We start from the raw sequence: 26,033 nt of genomic DNA, 5'->3' as shown, positions 1-26,033 counted from the left end.
TCCGCGGAATGGGGGCCCCATGGATCGGATATTCATGGGACCCCCACCCGGAAACGCGGAAAAGAACAGCGTCTCGCGCCGGCTGAGAATCGGATAATCGAAATCACCTTTGAAGTGCCCGTGTTCCCTGTGTGGTCACGATCCCCTGTGGGGGACCGCGATCCCAGCGAACACGGGCACCCTGCTCCCCGCCGTGGGCCCGAAGCTCATGCCCCGCCGTGGGCCCGGAGCCTGTGACAACGGTGGATCGGGTCGTGTGCGGTCATCTGGCTCGACCGCGCACCGCGCTCAGGTGCGAGCGCCCCGGTCCGGCGTCCGGCCGTGAAGGCTAGACGTTGTTGTTGTTGTTGTCGTTCTGGGCGTCCTCTTCGTTGTTGTTGTTGTTGTTGATGTTGATGTTGAACTTCTGGTGGTGGCGGCGGTTGCTCCAGTGGTTGTGACGGCGGTGGCAGCCCCAGCCGCCGCCACAGCGCCAGCGGCGGTTGCAGCCGCAGCTGGCCCAGCCGAAGTTGGTCTGGAAGGAGGCGATGGAGGTGGTGTTCGTACCGGCGGTGGCGCCGGCGCTGGTCGCCGTGGTCGCGGCGCCCATGCCGACGGCTCCGCCGGCCATCGCCGTGCTGAGCGCGAGACCTGCCATGACACTCTTGAGCTTGGGCATTGCGTTTCCCCCTTGAAAGGATCGGTTGCCCCGTTTTCAACATTTTCCGGAGTGATCGGAAAATGTCCGGGATGGCCGCTAATGGGCCGTCCCTGGTTGTCTTAATTTCCTCGCATGTCGGGTGACAAACGGAGATTGGCGCGTTTTGCTCTCTGATTATCGCTTTATTGACGATGTGGTACTTTGATGGTGAGTTTTGAAATGAAATGCCTTTAATGTCGCATTTGTACACGGACTGTCCGGCGGGGACTATCGTCGGAGGGAAGCCGAACGAGGGAGGACGCGTGAGTGTCGAGCCGATTCCGAGCTGGCCCGGCGAGCTGATGGATCTGGGGGAGCGGCGCGTCCACGTGCGCTCGACCCCGCCCGGTCCCTCGGAGACCGCCGTCTACGTGCACGGCCTCGCGGGCTCGGCGACCAACTGGACCGACCTGATGGGCGAGCTGTCCGACGTGGTCACCGGCCACGCGATCGACCTGCCGGGGGCCGGGCACTCACCGGAGCCGCCCGGCGGCGACTACTCGATCGACGCCCACGCCCGGACCGTCACCGCGCTGATCGACCGGGTCGCCGGCGGCCCGGTCCACCTGTTCGGCAACTCGCTGGGCGGCGCCGTCTCGGTGCGGGTCGCCGCGACCCGGCCGGACCTGGTCCGCTCCCTCACGCTCATCTCACCGGCCCTGCCCGACCTGCTCCCCAGGTACGGCCCGGCACGGGTGGCGCTGTCGGCGGTGCCGAGACTGGGCGAGTGGGCCGCGACACAGCTGAGCGCCCTGCCCGCCGAGCGCCGGCTCAACGCCACGCTCGGCATGTGCTACGCCGATCTCGGCCGCATCCACCCGGAGCGGCTCCGGGAGGCGGCCGAGGAGCTGCGCCGCAGGGACGGCCTGCCGTACGCGGCGGCCGCGCTGGTCGGCTCCGCGCGGGGCCTCGTCGCCGAGTACTTCAGGCGCGGCGCGGAGAACCTGTGGCGGCAGGCGGCCCAGGTGACCGCGCCCACGCTGGTCGTCCACGGGCGTCACGACCGCCTGGTCAACCCGCGCATGGCCGCGCGGGCCGGGCGGACCTTCCCCCACGTGAGGCTCGTGCTGCTGCCCGACGCCGGGCACGTGGCGCAGATGGAGCTGCCCGGAAGGGTGGCCCGTGAGGCCCGGCGTCTGATACGTGAGACTGCCCCCATCCCGATTGGGAATGACTGAGGCATCGCATTAGGTTGTGAGTGGTGCGTGCTGTGCTCAGCCGTACCCTCAAGACCCCCTGAAACGGGAGCAGAACTGTGTCGTTGCCACCGCTGGTAGAGCCGGCAGCCGAGCTGACCGTCGACGAGGTGCGCCGCTACTCGCGCCACCTGATCATCCCCGACGTGGGCATGGCCGGGCAGAAGCGCCTGAAGAACGCCAAGGTGCTCTGTGTGGGCGCCGGCGGCCTGGGCTCTCCCGCCCTGCTGTACCTCGCCGCCGCGGGCGTGGGCACGCTCGGGGTCATCGACTTCGACGTCGTCGACGAGTCCAACCTGCAGCGTCAGGTCATCCACGGTCAGTCCGACGTCGGCCGCCTCAAGGCGGAGAGCGCCGCGGCCAGCGTCAGGGAGATCAACCCGCTGGTCGACGTGGTCGTCCACAACGTGGCGCTCACCACCGACAACGTCATGGAGATCTTCTCCCGGTACGACCTGATCGTGGACGGCACCGACAACTTCGCCACCCGCTACATGGTCAACGACGCGGCCGTCCTGCTCGGCAAGCCGTACGTCTGGGGTTCGATCTACCGCTTCGACGGCCAGGCCAGCGTGTTCTGGGCCGAGCACGGGCCCTGCTACCGCTGCCTCTACCCCGAGCCCCCGCCCCCCGGCATGGTCCCCTCCTGCGCCGAGGGCGGCGTGCTGGGCGTGCTGTGCGCGTCGATCGGCTCCATCCAGGTCAACGAGGCCATCAAGCTCCTCACCGGTATCGGGGAGCCGCTCGTCGGCCGCCTGATGATCTACGACGCCCTGGAGATGAACTACCGCTCGGTCAAGGTCCGCAAGGACCCCGAGTGCGTGCTCTGCGGCAAGAACCCGACGGTCACCGAGCTCCTTGAGGACTACGAGGCGTTCTGCGGCGCGGTCTCCGAGGAGGCGCAGGAGGCCACCTCCGGCTCCACGATCACCGCGACGGACCTGAAGGCCATGCAGGACGCCGACGAGAACATCTACGTGATCGACGTCCGCGAGCCGAACGAGTACGAGATCGTCTCCATCCCCGGCGCCGTGCTCATCCCCAAGGGTGAGTTCCTCAACGGTTCCGCGCTGGAGAAGCTCCCGCAGGACAAGCGCATCGTCCTGCACTGCAAGTCCGGCGCCCGGTCCGCCGAGGTCCTGGCGATCGTCAAGAACGCCGGCTTCTCCGACGCCGTCCACGTGGGCGGCGGCGTGCTGAGCTGGGTCAAGACGGTCGACCCGAGCCTGCCGAGCTACTAGTCGCCCACGTCCGGCGCCCCGCGGAGCCCCGCTCCGCGGGGCGCCGTGTCATTGCGGGGTGAGACCGGGTGGCGGCGGCCCGCGGGGCGGCCGCCTGGGCCGGACGGACCTGACACCCCGCTATTCCGTACCGTCGAATACTTTCCAACACGTCGGATCCGGACGGAACGGCGGATGACACCCTCCTCTCCGCATTAAGGTCGAGGGCGTGAATGAAGTCCCAGGTCAGCGGCGGCCTGCCTGGCCGACGCTGGTCGTGGCGTCCGCGCTGACGCTGCTCTGCGCGGCGGTGGCCGGGGTGGCCGCCGGCACCGCCGGGACCGAGCTCACGCGCGGCCCGAGCCAGGCGGAGCTGGACAGGGCCGCCGCCGGTGAGATGGCCCTGCGCTGGCAGGTGTGGCCCGCCGGGAGGGTCTTCCCCGAGACCATCAGCTACGCCGCCGAGCAGGGCGGGGAGGAGAGGGCCCGCCGGGTGGGCATCTCGCCGGAGACCCGCTGTGACAGGGGCGTGGACGCCAAGCTGAGGAAGGCGCTGCGGCGGGCGGGCTGCCGGGCCGTCCTGCGCGCCACCTACATCGACGCGCTCCAGGGCGTCGTCGTCACCGTCGGCGTCGTGGCCTTCACGGGGGAGGCGGGCGCGGCCGCCGCCAAGGCGGCGCTGCCCAGGGCCGGCCGCCCCTCGCCGGGCCTGAGGGCGCTGGCCTTCCCAGGCACGGTCACCGACCGGTTCACCGCCGCCGGACGGCAGAGCAGCCTGGTACGGCAGGCCGGGCCGTACGTGGTGATGACCACGGTCGGGCAGATCGACGGGCGTCCCGCCAAGGCCGTGGGGGAGCAGCGGCCGGCCATGTTCGCCTTCACCGGCGACATCGCCGACAGGATCCTCGCMGACCTGTCCACGCCCGTGCGGCCCGACTGCGTCTCCGAGGAGTGGCGATGCTGAGGCGGGCGGGGGTCGCCGGGGTGCTGGCCGTGATCGCGCTGGGGGCGGCGCCCGCCGCGCACGCCGACGACGTGCGGGGCAGTCAGCGCCAGGTGCTGCGGACCCTCGACCTGCCCGGTGCCTGGCGGATCTCCAAGGGCGGGGGCGTGACCGTCGCGGTGCTGGACTCGGGGGTGGATCCCGGCCATCGCGACCTGGTGGGCTCGGTGACCGAGGGCAAGGACTTCACCGCGGGGGCCAACCCGCCGGGGGTGGCTCCGCTGCGGCTGCACGGAACCTACATGGCGTCGCTGATCGCCGGGCACGGGCACGGCCCCGGCGGAGCCGACGGGGTGATCGGTGTCGCGCCCAGGGCGCGGGTGCTGTCGGTCCGGGTGATCCTGGAGGACGAGGAGCCGGGCTTCCGCGAGTTCAACACCGCCGAGCGGTTCGAGGACGTGGTGGCCAGGGGCATCAGATACGCCGTGGACCAGGGCGCGGACGTGATCAACATGTCGATCTCCAAGGAGCTGGCGACCAGGGAGGAGCGGGCGGCGATCCGTTACGCGATCTCCCGGGGGGTCGTGCTGGTCGCGGCGGCGGGCAACGAGGGCGCGGGCAAGCCCGACTCCACCGGCTACGCCCCCTACTCCTACCCGGCGGCCTTCCCCGGGGTGGTCTCGGTGGCCGCGGCCGACCGGGGGCTGCGCAGAGCCTCGTTCTCCAACCGGAACCCCTCGGTCCTGGTGGCCGCGCCCGGAGTGGACATCTTCGGCGCGGGCCCCGGCGACGAGTACTGGGTCGGGCGCGGCACTTCGCAGGCGACCGCGCTGGTCTCCGGCGTCGCTGCACTGATTAAAGCGAAATATCCAGAAATGTCGCCCGCGCTGGTCGCGCAGGCGCTCACCGCCGGGGCGAGCCGGCGGCCGACCGGAGGGTACGACACCGGCATGGGCTTCGGCGTGGTCAACGCCACCCGGGCGCTCGCCGAGGCCGCCAGGATCTCCCGCCACACCCTTACCGCCACGGGACCCGGCAGCCACGATCCGGCCCGCCCGATGGGCAGGGGGGTGGAGCCGGTCCAGGTGGTCCAGCGGGACCAGCGCAAGATCACCATGTACGGAGGGGGGGCCGTGGCCGCCGGATTCGGCGCGGCCCTGTCCCTGGTGGTGATCGCCGTGTCCGTCGGCCGGACCGCCCGGCCGTCGGGCGGCCCCGTGGACGGTCCTGCGACCGGTTCCGGGAACGGATTGGCGGGCGGTCCCACGGGCGGTCTCGCGGACACGGCGGAGCCCCTCGGTCCCGGTTCCCCGGCCGCACCCTGACGGCCCGGGGGCCGCGGGCGCGAGACGGAATCCCGTACGGAGGGTGACGCCATAAATACGTTCCGACGATAGGGCGGCAGAGCCCTGCAACGTAGCATCGAAGTATGTCGGAGCCGGAGCGGTCACAGGAGCCGGGACGGCGCAGGGACGCCTCGGCCTCCCCTGCCCGTGACGGCTGGCCGCCACCGGGTTCCTGGACGCCGCGCGCGGGCAGCGCCCGGGTGCGGCGCGCGCCTCCGTCCGGCACCGGCACCGGCACCGGCACCGGCGCCCGGCGGGTCCGGGTGCGGGCCTGGTCGGCCGCAGGCCGCGACCGCCTGGCGGCCGAGCGCGCCGAGCTGGCGACCCTGGAGCAGGGGATCCGGTTCCGCACGATCTTCCTGATCCTGATGGGCACGATCCTGGCGATCGCCGCGAGCAACGTGCTGACCGGTGCGGTCGGGCTGTTCCGCGAGACCGCGGCCCGCCCGCTCACCGCCGCCGAGCAGACCCGCTACATCAAGGACGACATCGCCAGGCGCTGGCAGGCCTGGTCCACCGACCTGGTCTTCCCCTTGGAGCTGCAGTACATCGGTCTGGGCCGGGCCCAGCAGTACGCCCGGCGGGTCGGCCTGGCCCCCGAGACCCCCTGCAGGTCCGGCACGGACGCCTCGACGGGCTCCGTCCTCGCCCAGTACGGCTGCCGCACGCTGCTGCGGGCCACCTACGTGGACCAGACGTCCACCTTCGTCATCACCGTGGGCATCGCGGTGCTGCGGGACGAGGAGACGCGGACCGCCGCGACCGCGCAGCTCCCGGTCGACGACCGCGTGGGGGTGCGGCCCGTGGCGTTCCCCGGCACGGCCAGCGAGCTGTTCGGCGCCGCCCAGCGGCAGCGCAACGCCTGGATCCCGGTAGGTCCCTACGTCGTCTTCTCCACCGCCGGTTACAGCGACGGACGCACCCGTCAGTCGATCTCCCCGGAGGAGATCCTGCACAGCGAGCTGTGGCCGGCGGCGCAGGCGGTCGCCGGGCGCATCGCCCGCGCCCTGGGTGACGAGCCCAACGCCGTGCCGCAGTGCACCCAGGGGAACGTGTGTTGAGGCGGCGGTTCTGGGCGGCGGGCGCCCTGGTCGGGCTCTCCCTGACGGTCTCCGTCCCGGTGGGCGCGGCCGACGTGCGCGAGGAGCAGCGCTGGGTGCTGGAGGCGATGAACGTCGAGCAGGCCTGGAAGACCACCAGGGGGGCGGGCGTCACCGTGGCCCTGGTGGACGGCCGGGTGGACGGGGCCGTCGCGGAGCTGCGCGGCCGGGTCGTCTCCGGTCCCGACATGGGCTCGGCGCAGCAGGCGAGCGGCAGGCCCGCCGCGGCCTGGCACGGCACGGCGATGGCCTCGCTCATCGCCGGAGCGGGCAGGGGGAGCGGCGGCCTCCTCGGGACCGCCCCCGACGCGGGGATCCTCTCCCTGCCGCTGGTCCTGCGGAGCGGGACGGAGGGCCGGGCCGGCCTGCCGGAGGCGGACCTGCGGACCCGGACCGACAGCCCGCTGGCCCGCGCGATCCGCTACGCCGCCAACCACGGGGCCAAGGTCGTCAGCATGTCCCTGGGGGCCTACGGGCCGCACAAGGCCGAGCGCGAGGCCGTCTCCTACGCGCTGTCGCGGGGGGTGGTGCTGGTGGCGGCCGTCGGCAACGACGGCGCCTCCGAGTACGCCCTCGACAACGCCACCTCCTTCTGGAACTTCCCCGCCGGATACTCCGGGGTCATCGGGGTGGGCGCGGTCGACTCGGAGGGCCGGCCGGCCACGTTCAGCAGCGACAACCTGTCGGTGCTGGTCTCCGCGCCGGGGGTGGACGTGCCGGTGGTGACCCCGGGCGGCGCCTACGGCTCCTCGGAGGGGACCAGCGCGGCGACGGCGCTGGTGGCGGGGGTTGCCGCCCTCATAAAAGCTAAATATCCGGATATCTCGCCGCATCTGGTGGTGCAGGCTCTCACCTCCACCGCCAGGTCCGCCCCCGTCGCCGGATACGACGACCACGTCGGCTTCGGCGTCGTCGACGCCGGGGCGGCGCTCGCCAGGGCGGGAGAGCTGATGAACCGCACGACGCCGGCGCCGGCGCCCGTGGTCGAGCACTTCGGCGGGGGCCCGCTGCCCCAGGAGCCCGCCCGGCCCGGTCCGGAGCCGTTGCGGCTCTGGCTGTACGGCGCGGGCCTGCTGGGCGGGCTGCTGGCGTTCGGAGGGGCCGTGGTGATGCTGAACCGGCGGTCGGAGCAGTCCGCCCCCGCGTCGGGCGCGCCGATGACGGGGCAGGGGCGGCCGTGGCCGTGATCCACGGCCGGGAGGACATGACGTAAGTTGAATTCGATTGGAACGCGTTTTGGACACTGTTCGGATGCGGTGGGGTCGATGACGGCCCCGATGGTTCGAGGACCGTCAAATATTCGCTAGGGTCGCCCGTCATGGGGTACGAGTTGCGCGTGGAGCGCCCTGCGCCTCTCGCCTTCGCGGAGCTCGCGACTGTGCTGGGGCAGGCGGGGTTCGAGTTCCGCGGTTCACAGGAGGCGGGCGAGGTCCTGGCCCGCCATGGTGAAGGTGTTCATGCCATAGCCGTCTGGAACGGCGGCGGCCTGTCCGGCACGCCCGGATCCGACTGGCAGGTGGCCCAGCTGGCACGGGTGTCGGCCCTGCTGGGTGCGCGCCTGGTCGGAGAGGACGGGGAGTCCTACGCGATCCGTGACGGCCTCGTCGAGCAGCTGAACGGCTCCGCGGCCTACGAGTTCGGGAAGATCGACGAGATCCTCGCGGCCGGGCCGGCCGTATGGAGCCGGTAGGTCACCCGCCCCCCTACGCGGAGCGGGTGCTCGACCTGGTCGAACGCATCCCGCGCGGCAGGGTGATGTCCTACGGCGACATCGCCGAATACCTCGGGGAGGGGGGTCCTCGCCAGGTCGGGAAGGTCATGTCCACCTGGGGCGGCGGCGTGCCCTGGTGGCGTGTCGTGCATGCCGACGGGACCCCGCCGCCGGGCCACGAGCAGAGGTGTCTGGCCAGGTGGCGGGAGGAGCGGACCCCGTTGAGGGGCGCCCGCGCGGACATGCGCGCGGCGCGGTGGGACGGGGCGCCCGAAAACACGGCGTAACCGGCTTGGGCGCGGCACACTAACATGGCCTAGGACAGCGCTCTGTCCGAAAGGCGGTGCCTCCCCCATGGCCACCGGCGCCACACCCGCGCGATCCGGCGGCGATCCCGTCGCCGACCGTCTACGGGCTGTTCAAGATCTCTGTGACCGGGGAGAACCACTCGAATCCATTGTAGCGGCGGTGCTGGCCGGGGGACTGACCCCGGCCGAGCGCCGCAGGTTCGACGCCGACGCCCTGGCCGGTCCCCTCGGTTCCCGGCTGGACCTGGCGGTCAAACGCGGCGCCGCCCGCCGGCGCGAGTTCGTCACCCTCTTCAAGCCCTACATCGCCGGTGTGGACGCGCGGGTCAAGCGTGATCTGCCGGTGGCCCGCAGGATCGCCTTCCACCTGGTCGAGCACCGGGAGGTGGACGACCTCGCCGACGGCGACGCGCTGCAGAAGATCGCCGCGGCCGCGGCGGAGCCGTCCAGGCGGGTCCGCAGGAAGCTGCGCTGGTACGCGGACCTGCCGTTCCAGGACGAGCTTCCGGAGGCCATGTTCCGGCTGCGTGCCGCCGACCTGATCCCGATGACCCAGGTCGAGGACGTCTCCTGGTCCGGCGGGCGGCTGCGGATCAGCGGCCACGCCTACCTGGCCGGGCTCTCGGTCCGCGGCCCCCGCTTCAACCGGGCCTCCGTCGTGCTGCGCGGCCCCCGCTGGCTGCCGCCGGTACGGCTGCGCACCCGGAGGGTCTTCCACCCGGAGGCCACCTACGGCGCCCAGGAGGCCGGCTGCAACTACGACTGGTCCGGTTTCACCGCCGAGCTGCACCCGTGGTCGCTGCGCTGGCGGGCGGGCGTGCGGGCCGTCGTGCGTGGGGGCARGCGGCTGCTCCGCCGCCGGGCCGTCGTGCGCGACACCACCACCTGGCGCGCCGAGATCGTGATCTGGAGCCGGGGCGCCCGCGCCACCGGCCTGCTCCGCGGCCCCTCCATCGGCCGCACCGAGCGTCCCCGGGGACTGGATCTCGGCCGAGGCTGGTGGGCCCGCCCGGTCTGGACCTCCGACCGCGCCCTCCAGGTCGTGCTGCAGCCCACCCGGGCCGAGCTGACGGGTGTGCGGCTGGACGGCGACCGGCTGGAGCTGACGGTGTTCCTGCCGGGCAGGGGGCATGGCAAGGGCCACGCGCGCCTGGACGGCCACCGGATGTCGGCCGACTTCACCCCTGTGGAGGGGGGCACCGAGGTCGTCGTGCCGCTGGCCGTACCGTCGCTGCTGCAGGAGCGTGACGGCGGCCGGCTCTGGATCGAGCCCAAGGGCGACCCCGCGGCCGCGGTCATGCTCGGCCGGGCCGCGGAGAGCCGCTCGGTCGTCGGTGAGCGGGAGATCACCGTGCTGGGCGACCGGCGTGACCGGGTGATCGTCTCCGCGCACCGGATCCGCCCGGTCGTCTCCGCGGTGACCTGGGGCGAGGACGGCGTGCTCACCCTCGAAGGCTCGTACCCCGGCTCCGGGCCGGCCGAGCTGACGCTCCGGCACCGCACCGGACTGATCCACACCGTGGCGTTGGAGCGTGCCGACTCCCGCTTCTCGGTGCGGTTCGCGCCCGCCGCGATGCCCCGCTTCGGGGAGACGGTGCCGCTGGGCAGCGGGAGCTGGAGCATGGCGGTCCGCGACCCCTCCGGGGAGATCGTGCCGCTCCGCGTCGACCACGCCATCCTCGACTCGCTGGACGAGGACCCGAAGGTCCGTGACGGCCGGGAGTACCGACTGATCTCCACCCGGTTCGACGTGCCGGTGCTGACCGTCGCCGAGGACCTGCCCGACGACGAGAGGGGCGCCGGCGGCCTGTACGCGCTGCGGCGCTCGTTCTACCCGGCCGAGCGGGCCCGCGAGCTGAACGACGCGACCGTCTACGTCGCCTACGACGGGCGGCAGTACGAAGGCAACGTCCGCGCGATCTACGAGGAGCGGATGCGGCGCGGCGACGACCGCGAGCACATCTGGGTGGTCAAGGACGGGGCGTTCACGCCCCCGACCGCGGCCGAGCTCGGGTTCGGCTCGGACGTCCGGCCGACCGTGGTCCGCGCGGGCAGCCGGGAGCACTACGCCGTGCTCGCACGCTCGCGGTACGTGGTGACCAACGGCTTCCTGCCGCCGTGGTTCCGGGCGCGCGAGGACCAGATGGTCGTGCAGACCTGGCACGGCAGCCCGCTCAAGCGCCTGGGCAACGACCTGCCGCACATGTCCCGCGATCCGAGGCCGCCGGCCTGGCACCGGCAGGCCGTGGAGGTGCGGGGCTGGGACCTGCTGGTCTCGCAGAGCCCGTGGGCGACCCCGATCCTGCGCAAGGCGTTCGGCTACCAGGGCGAGGTCCTGGAGAGCGGCTACCCCCGCAACGACGTGCTGTCCGCCCCCGACAGGGACGAGATGGCCGCGCGGGTGCGCCACCGGCTCGGCGTCGCCGAGGGCGTCAAGGTGGTGCTCTACGCGCCGACCTTCCGCGACTACGACCGTAAGAACGCCTCGCTCCGGCTGGACCTGGCCGAGGCGCGGCGGGTGCTCGGCCCCGGCTACGAGTTCCTGATCAGGGCGCACTCGATGCAGGCGGCGCCCAACATGCCCCAGGGCCTCGGGCGTGACGTCACGACTTACCCGGATATGTCGGATCTGTTGTTGATCGCTGACGTGCTGATCACCGACTACTCCTCCGTCATGTTCGACTTCGCCGCGACCGGACGGCCCATGCTCTTCTTCACCCACGACCTGCAGCGTTACTCGGCCAAGCGCGGCCTCTATCTCGACCTGGCCGCCGAGGCCCCCGGGCCGCTGCTGACCACCGGGGCCCAGGTGATCGAGGCGGTCCGGACGGTCGACGAGGTGAGCGCCGCGCACGCCGAACGGTACGAACGGTTCCGGCGCGTCTACGCTCCCCGCGACGACGGCAAGGCGACAGCCCGGCTGGTCGACCACGTCTTCGTCTCCTGAACCCGTCCGGGGCGGGGCCGCGCCCCGGCGATCAGATGGCATGCGTCACTGTGCGATCCCTTTCGCCGGGGCGCGGCGCCGGACCGGCAGGGGCCGTGCCCGGCGCCACGCCCGGCCCGCACCGGCCTGAGCTGGGCGTGCGCTCGCACCGATCATCGGAGGGAGCCGGGACGGGCTGATCATCCAGCTGGTCGAGTCGGGAGGTCCGCCATACCGCGCACCCGGACTCGGCACGATCATCGTCCGGGATCTGGTGGAATGGCGAGTTGTGAGTGGCCAGAGCTGGCGTTTGGTGCGTCGTGAGGGTGCGGGGAGAGCTGTTGCCCCTGTGCTCGACGAGCATCAGCGTGCGGTGGTGGCCCATGAGAGCGGCCCGCTGCTCGTGCTCGCGGGGCCCGGCACCGGCAAGACCACCACGATCGTGGAGACCGTGGTGGACCGGATCGAGCGCCGCGGCGTGGATCCCGAGCGGGTGCTCGTCCTCACCTTCAGCCGCAAGGCGGCCGAGGAGTTGCGCGAACGCATCACCGGCCGGATGCGCCGCACCACCCGCACGCCCCTCGCCCTGACCTTCCACAGCTACGCCTACGCGCTGCTCCGCCGCGAGGCCGTGCTCGCCGGGGGCGTCCCGCCCCGCCTGCTGACCGGCCCCGAGCAGCTCCTGGAGGTCCGGCGGCTGCTCCACGGCGAGCTGGAGGACGGCGCTCCGCACTGGCCGGACGACATGCGCGAGGCGCTCAAGACCCGCGGCTTCGCCCAGGAGCTCCGCGACTTCCTGTCCCGCGCCGCCGAGCGCGGCCTCGACGGCGACGAGCTGGTCGAGCTGGGCCGCCGTCACGGCCGTGCCGACTGGGTGGCCGCCGGGCGGTTCGCCGACCGCTACCAGGCCAGGTTCGACCTGGACATGGAGCCGGTGCTCGACTATTCGGATCTGATCCGCACCGCCGTCGGCCTGCTCGCCGACCCCGAGGTACGGCTCCGCGAACGGGCCGCCTACGACGTCGTCCTCGTGGACGAGTACCAGGACACCGACCCGGCCCAGGAGTCCCTGCTCCAGCAGCTGGCGGGGGAGGGGCGCGACCTCATCGCGGTCGGCGACCCCGACCAGTCGATCTACGGCTTCCGCGGCGCCGACGTGCGCGGGATCATGCGCTTCCCGGAGCGCTTCCCCGGGGCCGACGGCGAGAACGCGCCCGTCATCGCCCTGCGCGTATGCCGTCGCAGCGGCTCCGAGCTCCTGAGGGCGTCGCGCCGCGTGGCCGCCCGGCTGCCCGCGACGCCGGGCGGCGCCGCGCACCGGGACCTGCGGGCGCTGCCGGACGCCGAGCCCGGTGACGTCCGGGTGCTGGTGACCGACGGGGCCACGCAGGAGGCGGCGGTCGTCGCCGACACGCTCCGCCGGGCGCACCTGCTGGACGGGGTCCCCTGGTCGCGCATGGCGGTGCTGGTGCGATCGGCCACACGCCAGGTGCCGTTGCTGCGCCGCGCCCTGGTCACCGCCGGGGTGCCGGTCGTGGTCGGCGGCGGCGAGCTGCCGCTGTTCCAGGAGCCGGGCGTGCGACCGCTGATCAGGCTCATCCAGGTCGCCCTTCATCCGGAGACCCTCGACGAGGCGATGGCCGAGGAGCTGCTGACCGGCGCGCTGGGCGGCACCGACATGGTCGGTGTGCGCCGCCTGCGCAGAGCCCTGCGGATCGCCGAGCACGAGGCGATGACGCACCCCGACGAACGCGACATGGTCGACCACTCCGGCGAGCGCGACGTCGCCGGGCCGCGCTCGTCGGGCGAGCTGCTGGTCGCGGCGTTGAAGGACGTGCGGGAGCTGGTCCGGGTGGAGCCGCACGTGGCGCTGCCCGCCGAGCGGCTCGCCAAGCTCATCTCCGGCGCCGCCGAGGCCGTACGGCAGGGCGGCACCGCCGAAGACGTGCTCTGGACCGTCTGGCAGGCCACCGGCCTGGCCGAGAAGTGGACCGGCGTCAGCGTCACGGGCGGGTTCAGGGGGACCATGGCGGACCGCGACCTCGACGCGGTGGTGGCGCTGTTCGACCACGCGGCCAGGTTCGTCGACCGGCTGCCGCACGCGGGTGTCGAGGTGTTCGTGGACGACCTGGTGGCCCAGGAGATCCCCGGCGACTCCCTCGCCGACCGCGCCCCCGACACCGACTCGGTGCGGATCCTGACCGCCCACCGGTCCAAGGGGCTGGAGTGGGACGTCGTGGTCGTCGCCGGGGTCCAGGAGGGCGCCTGGCCGGACCTGCGGCTGCGCGGCTCCATCCTGAGCACCGACGACATGGTCGCCAGGGCCGAGGGATCCGAGCACGAGAACCCGGCGGCCGTCTCCGCCGCGCTGGCCTCCCAGCTCCTGGCCGAGGAGCGCCGCCTGTTCTACGTGGCGGCCACCAGGGCCAGGACCAGGCTCGTCGTCACCGCCGTGGGGGGCGAGGACAGCGAGGAGCGGCCCTCCCGCTTCCTCACCGAGCTGGTCCCCGGGGCGACCGAGGAGACGGCCGTCGACGAGCGCTCCCGCTGGCTGAGCATGTCCGCCCTGGTGGCGGACCTGCGTTCGGCCGTCTCCGACCCGACCCGGCCCGCCTCCCTGCGCAGGGCCGCCGCCGGGCACCTGGCCAGGCTCGCCGCCGAGGGGGTGTCCGGCGCCCACCCCAACGAGTGGTACGCCCTCACCCCGATCTCCGATGACCGCCCGCTGAGCTGGCCCGACGACGTCGTGCGCATCTCGCCCTCCGCGGTGGAGAACTTCACCAAGTGCGGCCTGCGCTGGCTGCTGGAGACCTCCGTGGGGGCGAGCGGCACCGACGCGGCCCGGGGACTGGGCACGGTCATCCACGCGCTGGCCGTGCTCGCCGCGACGGGCATGCCCGCCGAGGACACCCTCGGCAAGCGCCTGGACGAGATCTGGCACGAGCTGGACTTCGGCGGCGTCTGGTACAACCGCAAACAGCGCCAGGTCGCCGAGCAGATGATCTCCAAGTTCGTCCGCTGGCACCAGGACAACCCCCGCGAGCTGGTCGGCCTGGAGGAGGCGTTCACCGCCATGGTCTCCGAGGGCGTGCAGATCAAGGGGCGGGTGGACCGGGTCGAACGCGACGCCGAGGGCCGGGCCGTGATCATCGACATCAAGACGGGGAAGAACGGGCCGAAGGACGCCGAGATCGAACGCCACCCCCAGCTGGGGGTCTACCAGCTCGCCGCGCTGCTGGGAGCCTTCCAGCGGCACGGGATGACCGAGCCCGGCGGCGCGGCCCTGGTCCAGGTGGGCGACGCCGCGGGCAAGAAGGAAGCCAAGGAGCAGGCCCAGCCGCCCCTGGCGGAGGACGCCGACCCCGGCTGGGCGCGCGACATGGTCGACACCGTGGCACTCGGCATGTCCGGGCCGTTCTTCCAGGCCAAGGTCAACGACGGATGCCGCACCTGCGCCGTGCGGGCGAGCTGCCCGGTCAGCAAGAACGGGGACCAGGTGTGCTGAGCCGTACGATCCGCCGCGGGGACGCCCCGTGCTGAGCCCGAGCCAGCTCGCCGCCAAGCTGGGCATCCTCCCCCCCACTCCCGAACAGGCCGAGGTGATCGAGGCCGGTCTCGAACCCATGGTCGTGGTCGCCGGAGCCGGGTCGGGCAAGAGCGAGACCATGGCCGGGCGGGTCGTCTGGCTGGTGGCGAACGGCCTGGTCCGCCCCGAACAGGTGCTCGGCCTGACCTTCACCAGGAAGGCCGCCGGCGAGCTGGCCATCCGGGTCCGCGAGCGGCTCAACGGCCTCGTCGCGGCCGAGCAGGTCCCCGCCGAGCTGCTGGAGGGCGAGCCGACCATCTCGACCTACCACGCCTACGCGGCCAGGCTGGTCACCGACCACGCCCTGCGTGAGGCGCTGGAGCCCACCATGCGCCTGGTCAGCCCGGCCGTCTCCTGGCAGCTCGCCGTGCGTGTGGTCAGCGCCTACGACGGGCCCATGGAGCAGATCGAGTGGGGTCCGGCCACCGTCACCCGGGCGGTGCTGGAGCTGGCCGGGGAGCTGTCCGAGCACCTGCGCGGCCCGCAGGACGTGCGGGAGATCGGCGCCTGGCTCGCCGACCGGTACGGCGAGCTGCCCGGCTCGCCCACCCTGCCCCAGCGCAGGCCGCTGGCCGTCCAGCGGGCCAGGGAGCAGCTCCTGCCGCTGGTCGAGGCCTACGACCGGCTCAAACGGAGCCGTGAGGTCGTCGACCACGGCGACCAGATGGCGCTGGCCGCCCGGATCGCCGCCAAACACGCCGAGGTCGGCGAGATCGAGCGGGGCCGGTTCGCCGTCGTCCTCCTCGACGAGTACCAGGACACCAGCCACGCCCAGCTCGTCCTGCTCCGCTCGCTGTTCGGCGGCGGTCACCCGGTGACCGCCGTGGGCGACCCCTGCCAGTCCATCTACGGCTGGCGCGGCGCCTCGGCGGGCAACCTCACCCGATTCCCCCGTGACTTCACGACCGCCTCGGGGGAACCCGCCCCGGTCCGCCGCCTGTCGATCAGCTTCCGCAACGGCGACGCTGTGCTCGACGTCGCGGCCCGGGTGCAGCTCCCGCTCCGGATGGAGGCGCGGGAGGTGCCGGTGCTGGTGCCCGGCGGCAACCGGATCGAGCGCGGCCGGGTGGTGTGCGCCTTCCACGAAACCGCCGACGACGAGGCGGCGTGGGTCGCCGACGGGATCGCCAGGGTGCTGGGCGGTGAGAGCGCGCCCGACGGCATGCCGTGGGGCGAGGGCGAGCGGAAGAAGGCCAAGCAGAGCGCGTGGGGCGGCCCGCAGTGCCTGCAGCCGCACGACGTGGCGATCCTGGCCCGCAAGCGGTCGCAGTTCCCCGCGCTGCGCCGGGCGCTGGAGGAGCGGGGGATCCCGGTCGAGGTGGTCGGCCTGGGCGGCCTGCTGACCGTGCCGGAGGTCTCCGACATCGTCTCCACCCTGCGCGTGCTCTACGACCCGACCGCGGGCGACGCGCTGGTCCGGCTGCTGTCCGGTCCCCGCTGGCGGATCGGCCCGGCCGACCTGAAGGAGCTGGGCGAGCGGGCGCGCGAGCTGAACCGTGAGACCCGCGAGGGCGGGTCCATGGCGTCCGACCCGCTGGACCAGGTCGTGGCGGACATGGCCGAGGAGCGCGGCAGCCTGATCGACGCCCTCGACGAGCTGCCCGACCGTCCCGAGTGGCAGGACCTGTTCTCCCCCCTGGCCCGGGTACGGCTGCTCGCCATGGCGCAGGAGCTGCGGATCCTGCGCGCCCACACCGGCCAGCCGCTCCCCGACCTGATCATCGAGATCGAGCGCAGGCTCGGCCTGGACATCGAGGTGGCGGCGCGGGGGACGGCCATCGGGCCGTTCGCCGCCCGGGCCGACCTGGACGCCTTCCTCGACGCCGCCGCCCGGTTCGCGGGCGACTCCGAGGATCCGACGCTGGGCGCGTTCCTGGCCTTCCTCAAGGCGGCCGACGAGGAGGAGAACGGTCTGGACGCCGGGCGGGTGGGGGAGAGCAACAGCGTCAAGCTGATGACCATCCACGCCTCCAAGGGCCTGGAGTGGCCGGTCGTCGTCATCCCCGGCATGTCCCAGGCGCTGTCCAAGGCCGGGACCCTGACCGTCGGCACGATGTTCCCGGCCCGCCCGACGACCAGCCCCAAGTGGACGGACAACCCGCGCAAGCTGCCCTACCCACTCCGCGGCGACGCCTCCGACCTGCCCCGGCTGGGCGGGCTGAGCAAGGAGGAGCTGGCGGAGTTCGACGAGCGCTGCCGTGACCGGGACCTGCTGGAGGAGCGCCGCCTGGCCTACGTGGCCGTCACCCGCGCCCACTACCTCCTGATCGCCTCCGGCTACCGCTGGGGCAGCGCGGCCAAGCCCCTGGAGCCCTCCGACTTCCTGGTGGAGATCCGCGAGACCTGTGGGCGCGTCTCCGTCTGGGCGCCCGAGGCCGGCGAGGGCGCCACCAACCCCCTGCTCGCCGAACCCGCCGAGGCCGACTGGCCCGTCACCCCCGACGGCCTCCGCTACGAGGCGGTCCTCGACGGCGCCACCATGGTCGAGGCCGCCCTCGCGGCCCTCACGGACCTCGCCGCACAGGGCGGCGATCCGGCCGCCTCCCGTCCCCGGGACGGTTCCGCCGAGGCCCTCGGAGCCGAGAACGCCCCTTTTTCAGACTTTCCCGATTTTTCCGACGTCCCCTTCCCCGACGTCCCGCCGGAGGGAGAGGAGATCCCCTTCCCCGAGGAGCCCGAGGACGAGGACGTCCTTTTCCTGGATGCCCCGGACTTCCTCGACGACCCGGACGACGAGGAGGGCGTCTCTCGCGCCCGGCGGGATGTCCCGGCCGAGGCCGTACACGAGGGCGGGCGCGCGCCCGAGGGGGAGCCGGGGCACGGGCGTGTGCTGCCGGAGGGGGAGCCGGGCAACGGGCGTGTGCTGCTTGAGGGGGAGCCGGGACCGGAGCATCGACGCGTGCCCGAGGAGGAGCAGGGACCGGGGAACGAGCGGGCCGGTGCCCTCGCGGACCTGCGCGGCTGGGACAGGGAGCGGGCGAAGGCGTGGGAGCGCGACACCGAGCTCCTGCTCAGGGAGCGGGCCGTGAACCGGCGGCGCGGCGGCGGGCAGGTGGAGCTGCCCACCCATCTGACTGTCTCGTCCCTGGTCACCCTGGCCTCCGATCCCAAGACCCTGGCCCGGCAGGTCCGCCGCCCGGTGCCCAGGAAGCCCACCCCGCTGGCCCGCCGGGGCACCTCCTTCCACCGCTGGCTGGAGTCGCGGTGGGGGCAGCAGCGCCTGCTCGACGAGATGGAGCTGCCCGGCTCGTCCGACGGTTTCGAGGAGACCGACATCCAGCTCGACCAGTTGCGTGACCGGTTCGAGGAGAGTGAGTGGGCCGGCCGGGAGCCACTGGACGTCGAGGTCCCCTTCGAGACGATGATCGCCGACCGGCTGGTCCGGGGCCGGATGGACGCCGTGTTCGAACTCCCGGACGGCCGCTACGAGGTCGTCGACTGGAAGACGGGCCGGCGCCCCGAGGGTAAGAAGGCCGAGGCCGCCGCGGCGGTCCAGCTCGCCGCCTACCGCCTGGCCTGGTCCCACCTGGCCGACGTCCCCCTCGACCAGGTGAGCGCCGCCTTCCACTTCGTCCGCCTCAACGAGACGGTCAGGCCGGTCAACCTTCTCGACGAGCGGGGCCTGATCAGGCTCATCGAGTCGATCCCCGCCCTCGGCTGACCCGAGGAGACGGCGGGAAAGGGGAAAGTTCCTCCGCATCGCCGGTGCTCTTGTCCTCGGTCCGGCCGCCCGGCCTTTGCCTCGATCTACCCATTGCCACGGATGATGGAGATACCTGGTCATCCACAACGGACTTCGCCGTTCCACCCGGTCCCGGTTTCCGGGAGCACGGCGACGCTGAGGCCGAGGTCCGTGAAACGGAGGGCGCGCATGAGCAGCGGAACCGTTCCGAAGCCCATAGCGAGCACAAGCAGCTTCATCGACGACCGTCTGGGCGCGGGGAACTTCCTCAAGCGAAATTTACGGAAGATCTTTCCCGACCACTGGTCGTTCCTGCTGGGTGAGATCGCGCTGTACTCGTTCGTCATCCTGCTGCTGACCGGCACGTTCCTGACGTTCTTCTTCAGGCCCACCATGGGCGAGGTCGTCTACGACGGCTCCTACGAGCCGCTCAAGGGCGTCATGATGTCCGAGGCGTACGCCTCGGCTCTGCACATCAGCTTCGACGTCCGCGGTGGTCTGCTGATGCGGCAGATGCACCACTGGGCCGCCCTGCTGTTCGTCGCCGGGATGATGGTGCACATGCTCCGGGTGTTCTTCACCGGTGCGTACCGCAAGCCGCGTGAGCTCAACTGGCTGATCGGCGTCGGTCTGCTGACGCTGGCCCTGTTCGAGGGTCTGACCGGTTACTCCCTCCCCGACGACCTGCTCTCGGGCGCCGGTCTGCGGATCACCGAGGGTGTGATGATCGCGCTGCCGGTGGTCGGCACCTGGATCACCTTCTTCCTCTTCGGTGGCGAGTATCCCGGCGAGGACGTGGTCTCCCGGTTCTACTCGATGCACATCCTGCTCATCCCGGGCATCCTGCTGGCGCTGATCACCGCTCACCTCATGTTGATGTGGGTGCAGAAGCACACGCAGATGCCGGGCAAGGGCCGCACGAACAACAACGTGGTGGGGGCTCCGCTATATCCGGCCTTCATGGCTAAATCGGGTGCCTATTTCATGTTCACGTTCGGCGCGATCGCGCTGCTGGGCACCTTCGCCCAGATCAACCCGATCTGGCTGTTCGGTCCCTACACCCCGGCCGACATCTCGGCGGGTTCGCAGCCCGACTTCTACATGGGATTCCTGGAGGGCTCGCTCCGCCTGATGCCCTCCTGGGAGATCAACTTCCTGGGCTTCACGCTGCCGCTGAGCGTGCTGATCCCGGCGCTGGTGCCGATGGGCATCGTCATGACGGGCCTGGCCCTGTATCCCTTCGCCGAGCGGTGGGTCACCGGGGACCGCAGCGAGCACCACATCGCCGAGCGTCCCCGCAACAACCCGCACCGCACCTCGATCGGCATCTCCGCGGTCACCTTCTACGGCGTCCTGTGGCTGCTGGGCGCCAACGACGAGATCGCGGCGTTCTTCCACGTCTCGCTGAACTGGACGACCTACGTCGGCCGGGTGCTGATCTTCGTCGGTCCCGCGGTCGCCTACTTCGTCACCTACCGGATGTGCCTGGGCCTGCAGCGCAGCGACGCCGCGGTCATCGGGCACGGCGTGGAGTCCGGCGTCATCAAGCGCCGGCCCTCGGGTGAGTACATCGAGGTCCACGTTCCGCCGAACGAGGCCATCGAGGCGCACATGCGCGGCAAGACGCCGGTCCCGATGATCACCGGCACCTCCGCCGACGGCGACGGCATCCCGCCCAAGGGGATGCGTGGCCCGCTCGGCAAGCTCCGCGCCAAGCTGAGCAAGGCCTACGGCGGGGAGAAGATCCCGCTCGACGGCGAGCACCCTCACGAGGAGCACGCGGCCGTCGGCTCGGACGTCAAGAAGGACAAGTCACTGCCCTCCTGACCGGTTCCGGCCGGGGCCACGGTTCCGGCCGGCGCCTGTCGTCATCGCGCCGAGGCGGGTGAACGACGAGTCGACCATCTCTCCGATTCCTACCCGGTCGATCTCCTGGGATCAGGGAAGTCTCAGCCCCCAGGCCTCAAGGTTCCCGCTGTCCCGTACGGCCCCGCCCCCGGACAGACGGCCGAGCAGTCAGGACAGGAAGCCGGCGACGGCGTCGAGCCATGCGCGGGGTTGGTCGATGTGGGTCATGTGGCCCGCTTCCTCGATCACCACGGCGTGGGCGGTGGGCATCAGCATGGCGGTCTCTTCGGCAAGGGATGCGGGGAAGACCATGTCCTGCCGTCCCTGGAGCAGGAGCAGCGGGACGCCGAGCGCGGCAAGCCGCTGGGCCGCGTCCTGATGACGGGCGGTGGGCAGACTACCTGCCCGCCAGGAGCGCGCCCACTCGGCGGAGAAACGGACGTCCGCGAGGCGATCCAGGTAGGCGGGCAGCGCTTCCGGACGCCAGACGTTCGCCCCGGCTCCGGCGATCGCCGCCGCGCGGGTGAGCTCCGGACCGGACAGCTCCGGATCCGCCCACACCGCGGCCTCCGGGGCACGCCGTTCCTCGCGCTCGCGCCAGCCGTCGAAGGCGTCCGGGGGCACCGGCAGGACGCTGCTGGAGGCGACGATCAGCCGCCGGACGCGCTCGGGAGCGGCCAGGGCCAGACGCTGGGCGATCAGGCCCCCGTAGGAGAACCCGAGGACGTCGGCCTGCGGCGTGCCGAGTGCGTCCAGCAGGGCGACGAGGTCATCGGTGGCCTCGGCCGGGGTGTACCGGTCGTCGGCGAGCCCACGGGTGGAACGCCCGCAGCCGCGCAGGTCCGGCAGGACCACCCGGTGCCGGCCGGCGAGCTCCGCGAGCGGCTCGCGCAGGTAGGTGTGGTCCCAGTCGGGACCGCCGTGGATCACCAGCAGCGTGCGCTCGGCGGGCCCCCGGCTCCGCGCGACGAACAGCTCCACGACGGGCTGACCGGACACGGCCACGAGACTCTCGCTGAACATCCGCCTACTATTTCAACCTTTCTCACCGCCTACCGCCTGGAGTCGTTGATCGCCGACCCGGCGGCCGCGTCACATCCGGGGATGCTGATGATCGACGGCAACGACATGGAGGACTTCGGTGAAAAGCCCTGTCCTGTCAGCCGAACTCGCCGTTCCTCACATTGCCGACGAAGGTGTGCCACTGGTTGTGTTCGGAGCCGGACCGGTTGCCGGCGGCATATGTTCCGCACAGGCCCGCCGTATTCCACCGGACGGCGTCGGCCACGGTGAGGGAACCGTGAGTGGAGGTTCTCGTCCCGGCGAATGGCCGAGCTTCTTTCCCGGATCCTTGTAACCGCATCAAGGGCGAAACCCTGTTTTACCCTTGAATGGCTGAATTTATTTTCGTAGCCTCGCATTGTGAGGGATGAGCGCAGACATGAATGGGGGCGGCGCGAGGAGGCTCGGCTGGCATTCCGGGAGGCCGGGAGCGAGGTGCGCTGGGCCAAGGGCCGCTATGGTCAGGCACAGCAGGCATTCGATGAGGGAAACGGATCGCCTGCCGAATTGGCGCGGGCACGGCAGGCCTGGATCTGGGCGTTGACGGAGTGGGTAAGAACGCTGACCGTCCGGGAAGAGGTCCTTGACGGAGGCCGTCCCGCTGCGGGTGCCGGAGCGGATGTCCTTTCCTCTGCTGCCGACCATTCGGCCCCCACACTCGATGAAGCACACCGGCGGGTCGAGGCCCTGTCAAAGGAATACGACCGCATTCGCCGGAGCAGAAGCTTTCCCGCCGAAGTGACTTCGGCGCGGCGCGCGTGGAGTGAGGCGCTGAAAAGGTGGGCGCGCGTTCTCATCTCCCAGGAGGAGTCCCGGGACCGCGCGCGGATCGCCGTCCGGGAGAACCGGGATCTGATCGGCCTGCCTGTGGCCGGAGAAGACGGGCCGCCGTACGGCGTAAGCCGCCGTACGGGGTGAGAAGCGCGGCGGGCGCGGGGTCGGCGGCGGTTCAGGGCGCCGCAGTGGCGGCGGCTTGGCGGGTGATCACCCTTCCATCGCCAGGGCGCGAGCCCAGGCCCGGTGCCGCGCATCGGGCCCGGGCCGGGGACGGAGGGGGGCAATCGCGCTTGGCGGGCAGCGACGGCTTGGCATCGGTCCAGCCCATCTGCTGGTAGGCCGTGAAGCTGGTGGTCTTCGCGGTACGGCCGCCGGTGAGTTCGACCGTGGCCGAGGTCGCCGAACGGGCCAAGCTGCACCCACCGGCCGCCGCCGTGGCACTGCAGAAGCTGGCGGCCGTCAGAGTCGCTTCCTTCGATCGTGCGAAACACACGTACACCCTGCTCGACGACACCTTCCGGCTGGCCGTCCAGGCGGAGGTCAGGGTCGCCGGGCGAGGCGCGGACGTCGTCGTCGTGGTGGCAAGGCACACGGGTACGCCGGCCAGCGCCTTGAGCCGGCGACGCGGCTGACAGCCGCCGGCGGGTGAGCACGCGTAACTACTGGACCGTGAGTCCTGGCAAAGATCGTGCCCCTGATGGTCGGCCGGGTTCGACCAGCAGGGTGGGTGGTCGTGTCAGGCGCGGGCGGCGTACAGGTGGCGTACGTAGCCGATCTCGGCGACGTTCTTGGTCAGCTCGACGCTGACCCAGCCGGCCACGTTCGCCAGCGTATCGTCCTGCCCCCACAGCCCGGCGGTGCGGTCGGTGGAGTCCAGGTCGGCGTCGGTGAGCTCACTCAGACGGGCCCGCCAGTCGTCCCTGAGGCCGCGCAGCCAGTCGGCGGCGGCCGCGGCGTCGCCCGGCCAGGTTATCTCCTCGCGGGGTGGGGCGCCGTCACCGAAGCAGTGGCCGAGGGTGGTCGTCCACCAGAAGCCGATGTGCCAGGTGAGCCAGCCGATGGTGAGGGTGGGCACGGGATCGGGTTCGGGCACCTGCCAGTCGGCCGTCCAGCGGCCGTCGTCCTGGCGGCGGACGGTCCAGCAGCCGGCCGCCGGCTCCCACAGGCACTGGGCGTCGTCGAGGTCTTTGAGGTGGTATTCGAACAGCGCCCAGGCGGTGTCGAGCTGCCGGATCAGAAGATCAACACGGGGTACGGTCACGAGTAGGGAGTCTGGCAGCGTCCCCGCCTGCGCTTCCATCGAATATCCGGTAGCGCGTGTTGAGACGGCTCAGGGGGGCGGGTAAGGCCAAAGCCCGCATTCAGTGGGGCATGAACGGGTGTCGCCCCTGGTGAGGGACGACCTGGGAGGTCGAGACCGTCGAGCGCGCTCAGAACCGGGCGCCCACCGACTTGACCACCCCAGGCCGGATGCGATCGGCGTATGACCTGGAAACGATCAACGATCAACGATCGGCGGGTGGGGGCGTTGATCGCCGGCCCGGTGGCCGCGTCACATCCGGGGGTGCCGATGATCGACGGCAGTGACATGGAGGCCTTTGGTGAAAAGCCCTGTCCTGTCAGCCGAACTCGCCGTCCTTCACGCCACCGACGAACGCTTGCCACTCGTCGGTGGTGAAGCGCAGCATCGGCCCGTCCGGGTTCTTGCTGTCCCGTACGGCCCGGCCGCCCCCGGGCAGACTGGCCACCTCGACGCAGTTGCCGGTCTGGCCGCTGTAGGAGCTCTTGTGCCAGACCAGACAGGAGGGATCGGGTTGGTCCATCCCTCGGCTCCTTCTCTGCTTTGGGCTCTAGCTCAGACTGTCGGCTGCTCTTCTCGTCAGGCCTATGGAGTCGTCCGGCGACAGAGCCGTAGCGCACAACCGTTCAAATGCAATGCTATGGGCGGCAACGTCGCTGTGCTTTTCCAGATAGAGGTCCCCGGTCAGAGTCTCGACGTACACCACATGAGGGTCGGTCGGCTCCGGGAATCCCAGAATGACGAGCGAACCACTCGTTCCCGCATGAGCACCTGCGCTGAACGGTATGACCTGCAAGGTGGTCTTGCTCTCTTCGGCGGCGGAAACCAGGTCCGGCTCGACCTCGGTCAGGACGCGACCTCCGGCCGAGGGCTCGCGATCGTCGAGGCGCCCGCGGACCAGTGGGGCGTCATCCCCGTCCGCGACAAGGTCGGTAAGACGGTGTGGGCCGCGTGGCGGCTCCCCTGCGGGCGATCCGACGCGCCCCGCACGGCCGATTGTGCAGACCCGCTCCCGCGCTCTCGCCTCCGCGTCTGAGCCCGCCCGCCGGCCGTTCCCGGCACCGGGTGAGCGGCCACGTGTTCCCACAAGACCACATGTGTTCCCACAAGACGCATGCGGTCGCTCACCCGTAGTGGAAGCCGGGTTTCGGGTGCATCAGGAAGTCGTGGTGGGAGATGTTCCAGGCGTAGGCGCCGGCCATGGTGAACTCCACGATGTCCCCCACGGCCAGGCGCACCGGCATCCGGTGGGCCAGGACGTCCTTGGGCGTGCAGAGCTGGCCGACAATGGTGACCGGCTCGCCCGGCGGCAGCGCGGCCAGGGGCTGGGAGTGGCCCTTGGTGGCAGGCGTGCGCAGGTGGTGGGTGCCCCCGGCGACCACCGCGAACAGTTCGCCGTGGACCCGCTTGACGTCGATCACCCGGGTCACGTACCGCCCGCAGTAGACGGTCAGCGCCCGTCCCGGCTCGATCCGCAGCACCTCGCCGGGACGGCGCAGCCCCGCCAGGCCCTCGCCGTACGAGCGCCAGTCGAATCGCGCGTCCGGGTCGGTGTACGACACCGCCATGCCGCCGCCGAGGTTGATCTCGGTGACGCCCAGCCCGCGCGCGTACTCCAGCACGGCCGCCGCCAGCTCCAGCAGCGCGGGCGCCGCCAGCCCGCTGGCCAGGTGGGCGTGGATGCCGCGCAGCCGTACCGCTTCCTGGCCGGACAGGAGCGTCACGCACTCGGCGATCCCGCCGGGGTCCATGCCGAACGGGGTCGCGCCGCCGCCCATGGCCAGCGACGCCCCGGCCACGGGAACGTCGAGGTTGACCCGGAGCAGCACGTCGGCGCGGCGTCCCGACGCCAGCAGGCGGCGCAGCTCGCCGGGGCTCTCCACGTGCAGCCGGGTGACGGCGCCGAAGAGCTCCGCGTCGGTCTTCCCCGGGCCGCCGAGGGCCACGCGGGCGCCGGGGAACAGCCCGCGCACGTGCGCCAGCTCCCCGCCCGAGGAGACCTCGAAGCCGTCCACGTGCCGCGCGAGCACCCGCAGCAGCTCCGGGTCGGGGTTGGCCTTCACTGCGTAGTACAGCTCGATGCCCGGCAGCGCGGCCCGTACGGCCGCCGCGTGCTCGTCGAGGGAGGCCAGGTCGTAGACGTAGGCGGGCAGGTCGTCCGGTGTCAGCCCGTCCGGCAGCCGGCCGGCCGCGAGCGGTTCGTCGGGAACCGGCCTGTCCAGAGGCGGTCTGTCCGGTGCCGGCCCATTCAGGATCGAGCCGTCCGTGAGCACACCGTCCGGGATCGAGCTGTCCGTGAGCACACCGTCCGGGATCGAGCCGTCTGAGAACACACCGTCCGGGATCGAG

At 71.8% G+C, this 26,033-nt stretch carries 21 protein-coding genes; 15 read left to right on the top strand and 6 right to left on the bottom strand.

Going from position 1 to position 26,033, the window contains the following annotated elements; all coding sequences use genetic code 11:
• Nucleotides 1-328 precede the first annotated feature (328 nt).
• Nucleotides 329-658 (bottom strand): hypothetical protein, encoded by a 330-nt coding sequence (locus tag CA984_RS07745; RefSeq protein WP_086569747.1) that lies wholly within the window; start codon nt 656-658, stop codon nt 329-331.
• Nucleotides 659-942: 284 nt separating this feature from the next.
• Here CA984_RS07745 and CA984_RS07740 point away from each other — a divergent pair, with 284 nt between their 5' ends.
• From CA984_RS07740 to qcrB, 12 genes are all read left to right on the top strand, one after another.
• Nucleotides 943-1,857, top strand: a complete 915-nt coding sequence (locus CA984_RS07740) for an alpha/beta fold hydrolase (protein ID WP_086569745.1) — start codon at nt 943-945, stop codon at nt 1,855-1,857.
• Between the two features lie 77 nt (nt 1,858-1,934).
• On the top strand, nt 1,935-3,116 hold the full coding sequence (gene moeZ, locus CA984_RS07735) for an adenylyltransferase/sulfurtransferase MoeZ (protein WP_086569742.1): 1,182 nt from the start codon (nt 1,935-1,937) through the stop codon (nt 3,114-3,116).
• Between the two features lie 208 nt (nt 3,117-3,324).
• A complete protein-coding gene (locus CA984_RS07730) occupies nt 3,325-4,059 on the top strand; it encodes a hypothetical protein (RefSeq protein ID WP_242675803.1) in 735 nt (244 codons plus the stop codon).
• Entirely contained in the window at nt 4,053-5,363 is a 1,311-nt protein-coding gene (locus CA984_RS07725) for a S8 family serine peptidase (protein ID WP_086569738.1), read from the top strand. Before CA984_RS07730 ends, CA984_RS07725 begins: the two co-directional genes overlap by 7 nt.
• Before the next feature lie 104 nt (nt 5,364-5,467).
• Nucleotides 5,468-6,445 carry a hypothetical protein gene (locus CA984_RS07720; protein WP_242675802.1) on the top strand — a complete coding sequence of 326 codons (978 nt, stop codon included), beginning with the start codon at nt 5,468-5,470 and terminating at the stop codon, nt 6,443-6,445.
• Nucleotides 6,439-7,671 carry a S8 family serine peptidase gene (locus CA984_RS07715; protein ID WP_086569734.1) on the top strand — a complete coding sequence of 411 codons (1,233 nt, stop codon included), beginning with the start codon at nt 6,439-6,441 and terminating at the stop codon, nt 7,669-7,671. The genes CA984_RS07720 and CA984_RS07715 overlap by 7 nt, the downstream gene beginning before the upstream one ends.
• 131 nt (nt 7,672-7,802) lie before the next feature.
• Entirely contained in the window at nt 7,803-8,174 is a 372-nt protein-coding gene (locus tag CA984_RS07710; RefSeq protein ID WP_031166756.1) for a hypothetical protein, read from the top strand.
• A complete protein-coding gene (locus CA984_RS07705) occupies nt 8,162-8,482 on the top strand; it encodes an MGMT family protein (protein WP_086569731.1) in 321 nt (106 codons plus the stop codon). The genes CA984_RS07710 and CA984_RS07705 overlap by 13 nt, the downstream gene beginning before the upstream one ends.
• A gap of 181 nt (nt 8,483-8,663) precedes the next feature.
• Nucleotides 8,664-11,450: a CDP-glycerol glycerophosphotransferase family protein gene (locus tag CA984_RS07700; protein ID WP_242675801.1), complete on the top strand. Its 2,787-nt coding sequence runs from the start codon at nt 8,664-8,666 to the stop codon at nt 11,448-11,450.
• Between the two features lie 328 nt (nt 11,451-11,778).
• The gene (locus CA984_RS07695; protein ID WP_207620777.1) at nt 11,779-14,934 is read left to right on the top strand and encodes an ATP-dependent helicase; all 3,156 of its coding nucleotides are present in this window, start codon (nt 11,779-11,781) and stop codon (nt 14,932-14,934) included.
• Nucleotides 14,935-14,962: 28 nt separating this feature from the next.
• Entirely contained in the window at nt 14,963-18,676 is a 3,714-nt protein-coding gene (locus tag CA984_RS07690) for an ATP-dependent helicase (RefSeq protein ID WP_086569726.1), read from the top strand.
• A 210-nt stretch (nt 18,677-18,886) separates the two neighbouring features.
• A complete protein-coding gene (gene qcrB, locus CA984_RS07685) occupies nt 18,887-20,524 on the top strand; it encodes a cytochrome bc1 complex cytochrome b subunit (protein WP_086569724.1) in 1,638 nt (545 codons plus the stop codon).
• A gap of 189 nt (nt 20,525-20,713) precedes the next feature.
• Here qcrB and CA984_RS07680 read toward each other — a convergent pair whose 3' ends face one another.
• Nucleotides 20,714-21,568: an alpha/beta fold hydrolase gene (locus CA984_RS07680; RefSeq protein ID WP_086569721.1), complete on the bottom strand. Its 855-nt coding sequence runs from the start codon at nt 21,566-21,568 to the stop codon at nt 20,714-20,716.
• 399 nt (nt 21,569-21,967) lie between these two features.
• On the opposite strand from CA984_RS07680, the gene CA984_RS45330 reads away from it, so the two are divergent.
• Nucleotides 21,968-22,525, top strand: a complete 558-nt coding sequence (locus CA984_RS45330) for a hypothetical protein (RefSeq protein ID WP_133061573.1) — start codon at nt 21,968-21,970, stop codon at nt 22,523-22,525.
• Nucleotides 22,526-22,725: 200 nt separating this feature from the next.
• Nucleotides 22,726-23,016, top strand: coding sequence for a hypothetical protein (locus tag CA984_RS47055; RefSeq protein WP_207620776.1), 291 nt, complete (start codon nt 22,726-22,728; stop codon nt 23,014-23,016).
• A 104-nt stretch (nt 23,017-23,120) separates the two neighbouring features.
• Here CA984_RS47055 and CA984_RS07670 read toward each other — a convergent pair whose 3' ends face one another.
• The 3 genes from CA984_RS07670 to CA984_RS49215 form a co-directional block, all read right to left on the bottom strand.
• The gene (locus tag CA984_RS07670; RefSeq protein ID WP_086569719.1) at nt 23,121-23,645 is read right to left on the bottom strand and encodes a DinB family protein; all 525 of its coding nucleotides are present in this window, start codon (nt 23,643-23,645) and stop codon (nt 23,121-23,123) included.
• A 358-nt stretch (nt 23,646-24,003) separates the two neighbouring features.
• On the bottom strand, nt 24,004-24,207 hold the full coding sequence (locus tag CA984_RS07665; protein WP_086569717.1) for a DUF397 domain-containing protein: 204 nt from the start codon (nt 24,205-24,207) through the stop codon (nt 24,004-24,006).
• Nucleotides 24,208-24,234: 27 nt separating this feature from the next.
• Nucleotides 24,235-24,480, bottom strand: a complete 246-nt coding sequence (locus CA984_RS49215) for a Scr1 family TA system antitoxin-like transcriptional regulator (protein WP_423229291.1) — start codon at nt 24,478-24,480, stop codon at nt 24,235-24,237.
• On the opposite strand from CA984_RS49215, the gene CA984_RS47050 reads away from it, so the two are divergent.
• Nucleotides 24,448-24,720, top strand: a complete 273-nt coding sequence (locus CA984_RS47050) for an ATP-binding protein (protein WP_207620774.1) — start codon at nt 24,448-24,450, stop codon at nt 24,718-24,720. The genes CA984_RS49215 and CA984_RS47050 overlap by 33 nt on opposite strands.
• Nucleotides 24,721-24,808: 88 nt before the next feature.
• Here CA984_RS47050 and CA984_RS07655 read toward each other — a convergent pair whose 3' ends face one another.
• Entirely contained in the window at nt 24,809-25,987 is a 1,179-nt protein-coding gene (locus CA984_RS07655; RefSeq protein WP_242675800.1) for an alanine racemase, read from the bottom strand.
• Nucleotides 25,988-26,033: the final 46 nt, after the last annotated feature.

Source organism: Streptosporangium minutum, assembly GCF_002149035.1.
Taxonomy (GTDB): domain Bacteria; phylum Actinomycetota; class Actinomycetes; order Streptosporangiales; family Streptosporangiaceae; genus Streptosporangium; species Streptosporangium minutum.
The sequence above is the reverse complement of the archived record's forward strand: the minus strand, read 5'-3'. Positions and strand labels throughout refer to the sequence as shown.

What these genes read in the sequence shown, in the direction of transcription:
- CA984_RS07665 (WP_086569717.1), bottom strand. Translation starts at nt 24,207, where the DNA reads ATGGACCAACCCGATCCCTCCTGTCTGGTCTGGCACAAGAGCTCCTAC.
- CA984_RS07680 (WP_086569721.1), bottom strand. Translation starts at nt 21,568, where the DNA reads ATGTTCAGCGAGAGTCTCGTGGCCGTGTCCGGTCAGCCCGTCGTGGAG.
- qcrB (WP_086569724.1), top strand. Translation starts at nt 18,887, where the DNA reads ATGAGCAGCGGAACCGTTCCGAAGCCCATAGCGAGCACAAGCAGCTTC.
- CA984_RS07725 (WP_086569738.1), top strand. Translation starts at nt 4,053, where the DNA reads ATGCTGAGGCGGGCGGGGGTCGCCGGGGTGCTGGCCGTGATCGCGCTG.
- CA984_RS07710 (WP_031166756.1), top strand. Translation starts at nt 7,803, where the DNA reads ATGGGGTACGAGTTGCGCGTGGAGCGCCCTGCGCCTCTCGCCTTCGCG.
- CA984_RS07745 (WP_086569747.1), bottom strand. Translation starts at nt 658, where the DNA reads ATGCCCAAGCTCAAGAGTGTCATGGCAGGTCTCGCGCTCAGCACGGCG.
- CA984_RS07720 (WP_242675802.1), top strand. Translation starts at nt 5,468, where the DNA reads ATGTCGGAGCCGGAGCGGTCACAGGAGCCGGGACGGCGCAGGGACGCC.
- CA984_RS07705 (WP_086569731.1), top strand. Translation starts at nt 8,162, where the DNA reads ATGGAGCCGGTAGGTCACCCGCCCCCCTACGCGGAGCGGGTGCTCGAC.
- CA984_RS47050 (WP_207620774.1), top strand. Translation starts at nt 24,448, where the DNA reads ATGAGCACCTGCGCTGAACGGTATGACCTGCAAGGTGGTCTTGCTCTC.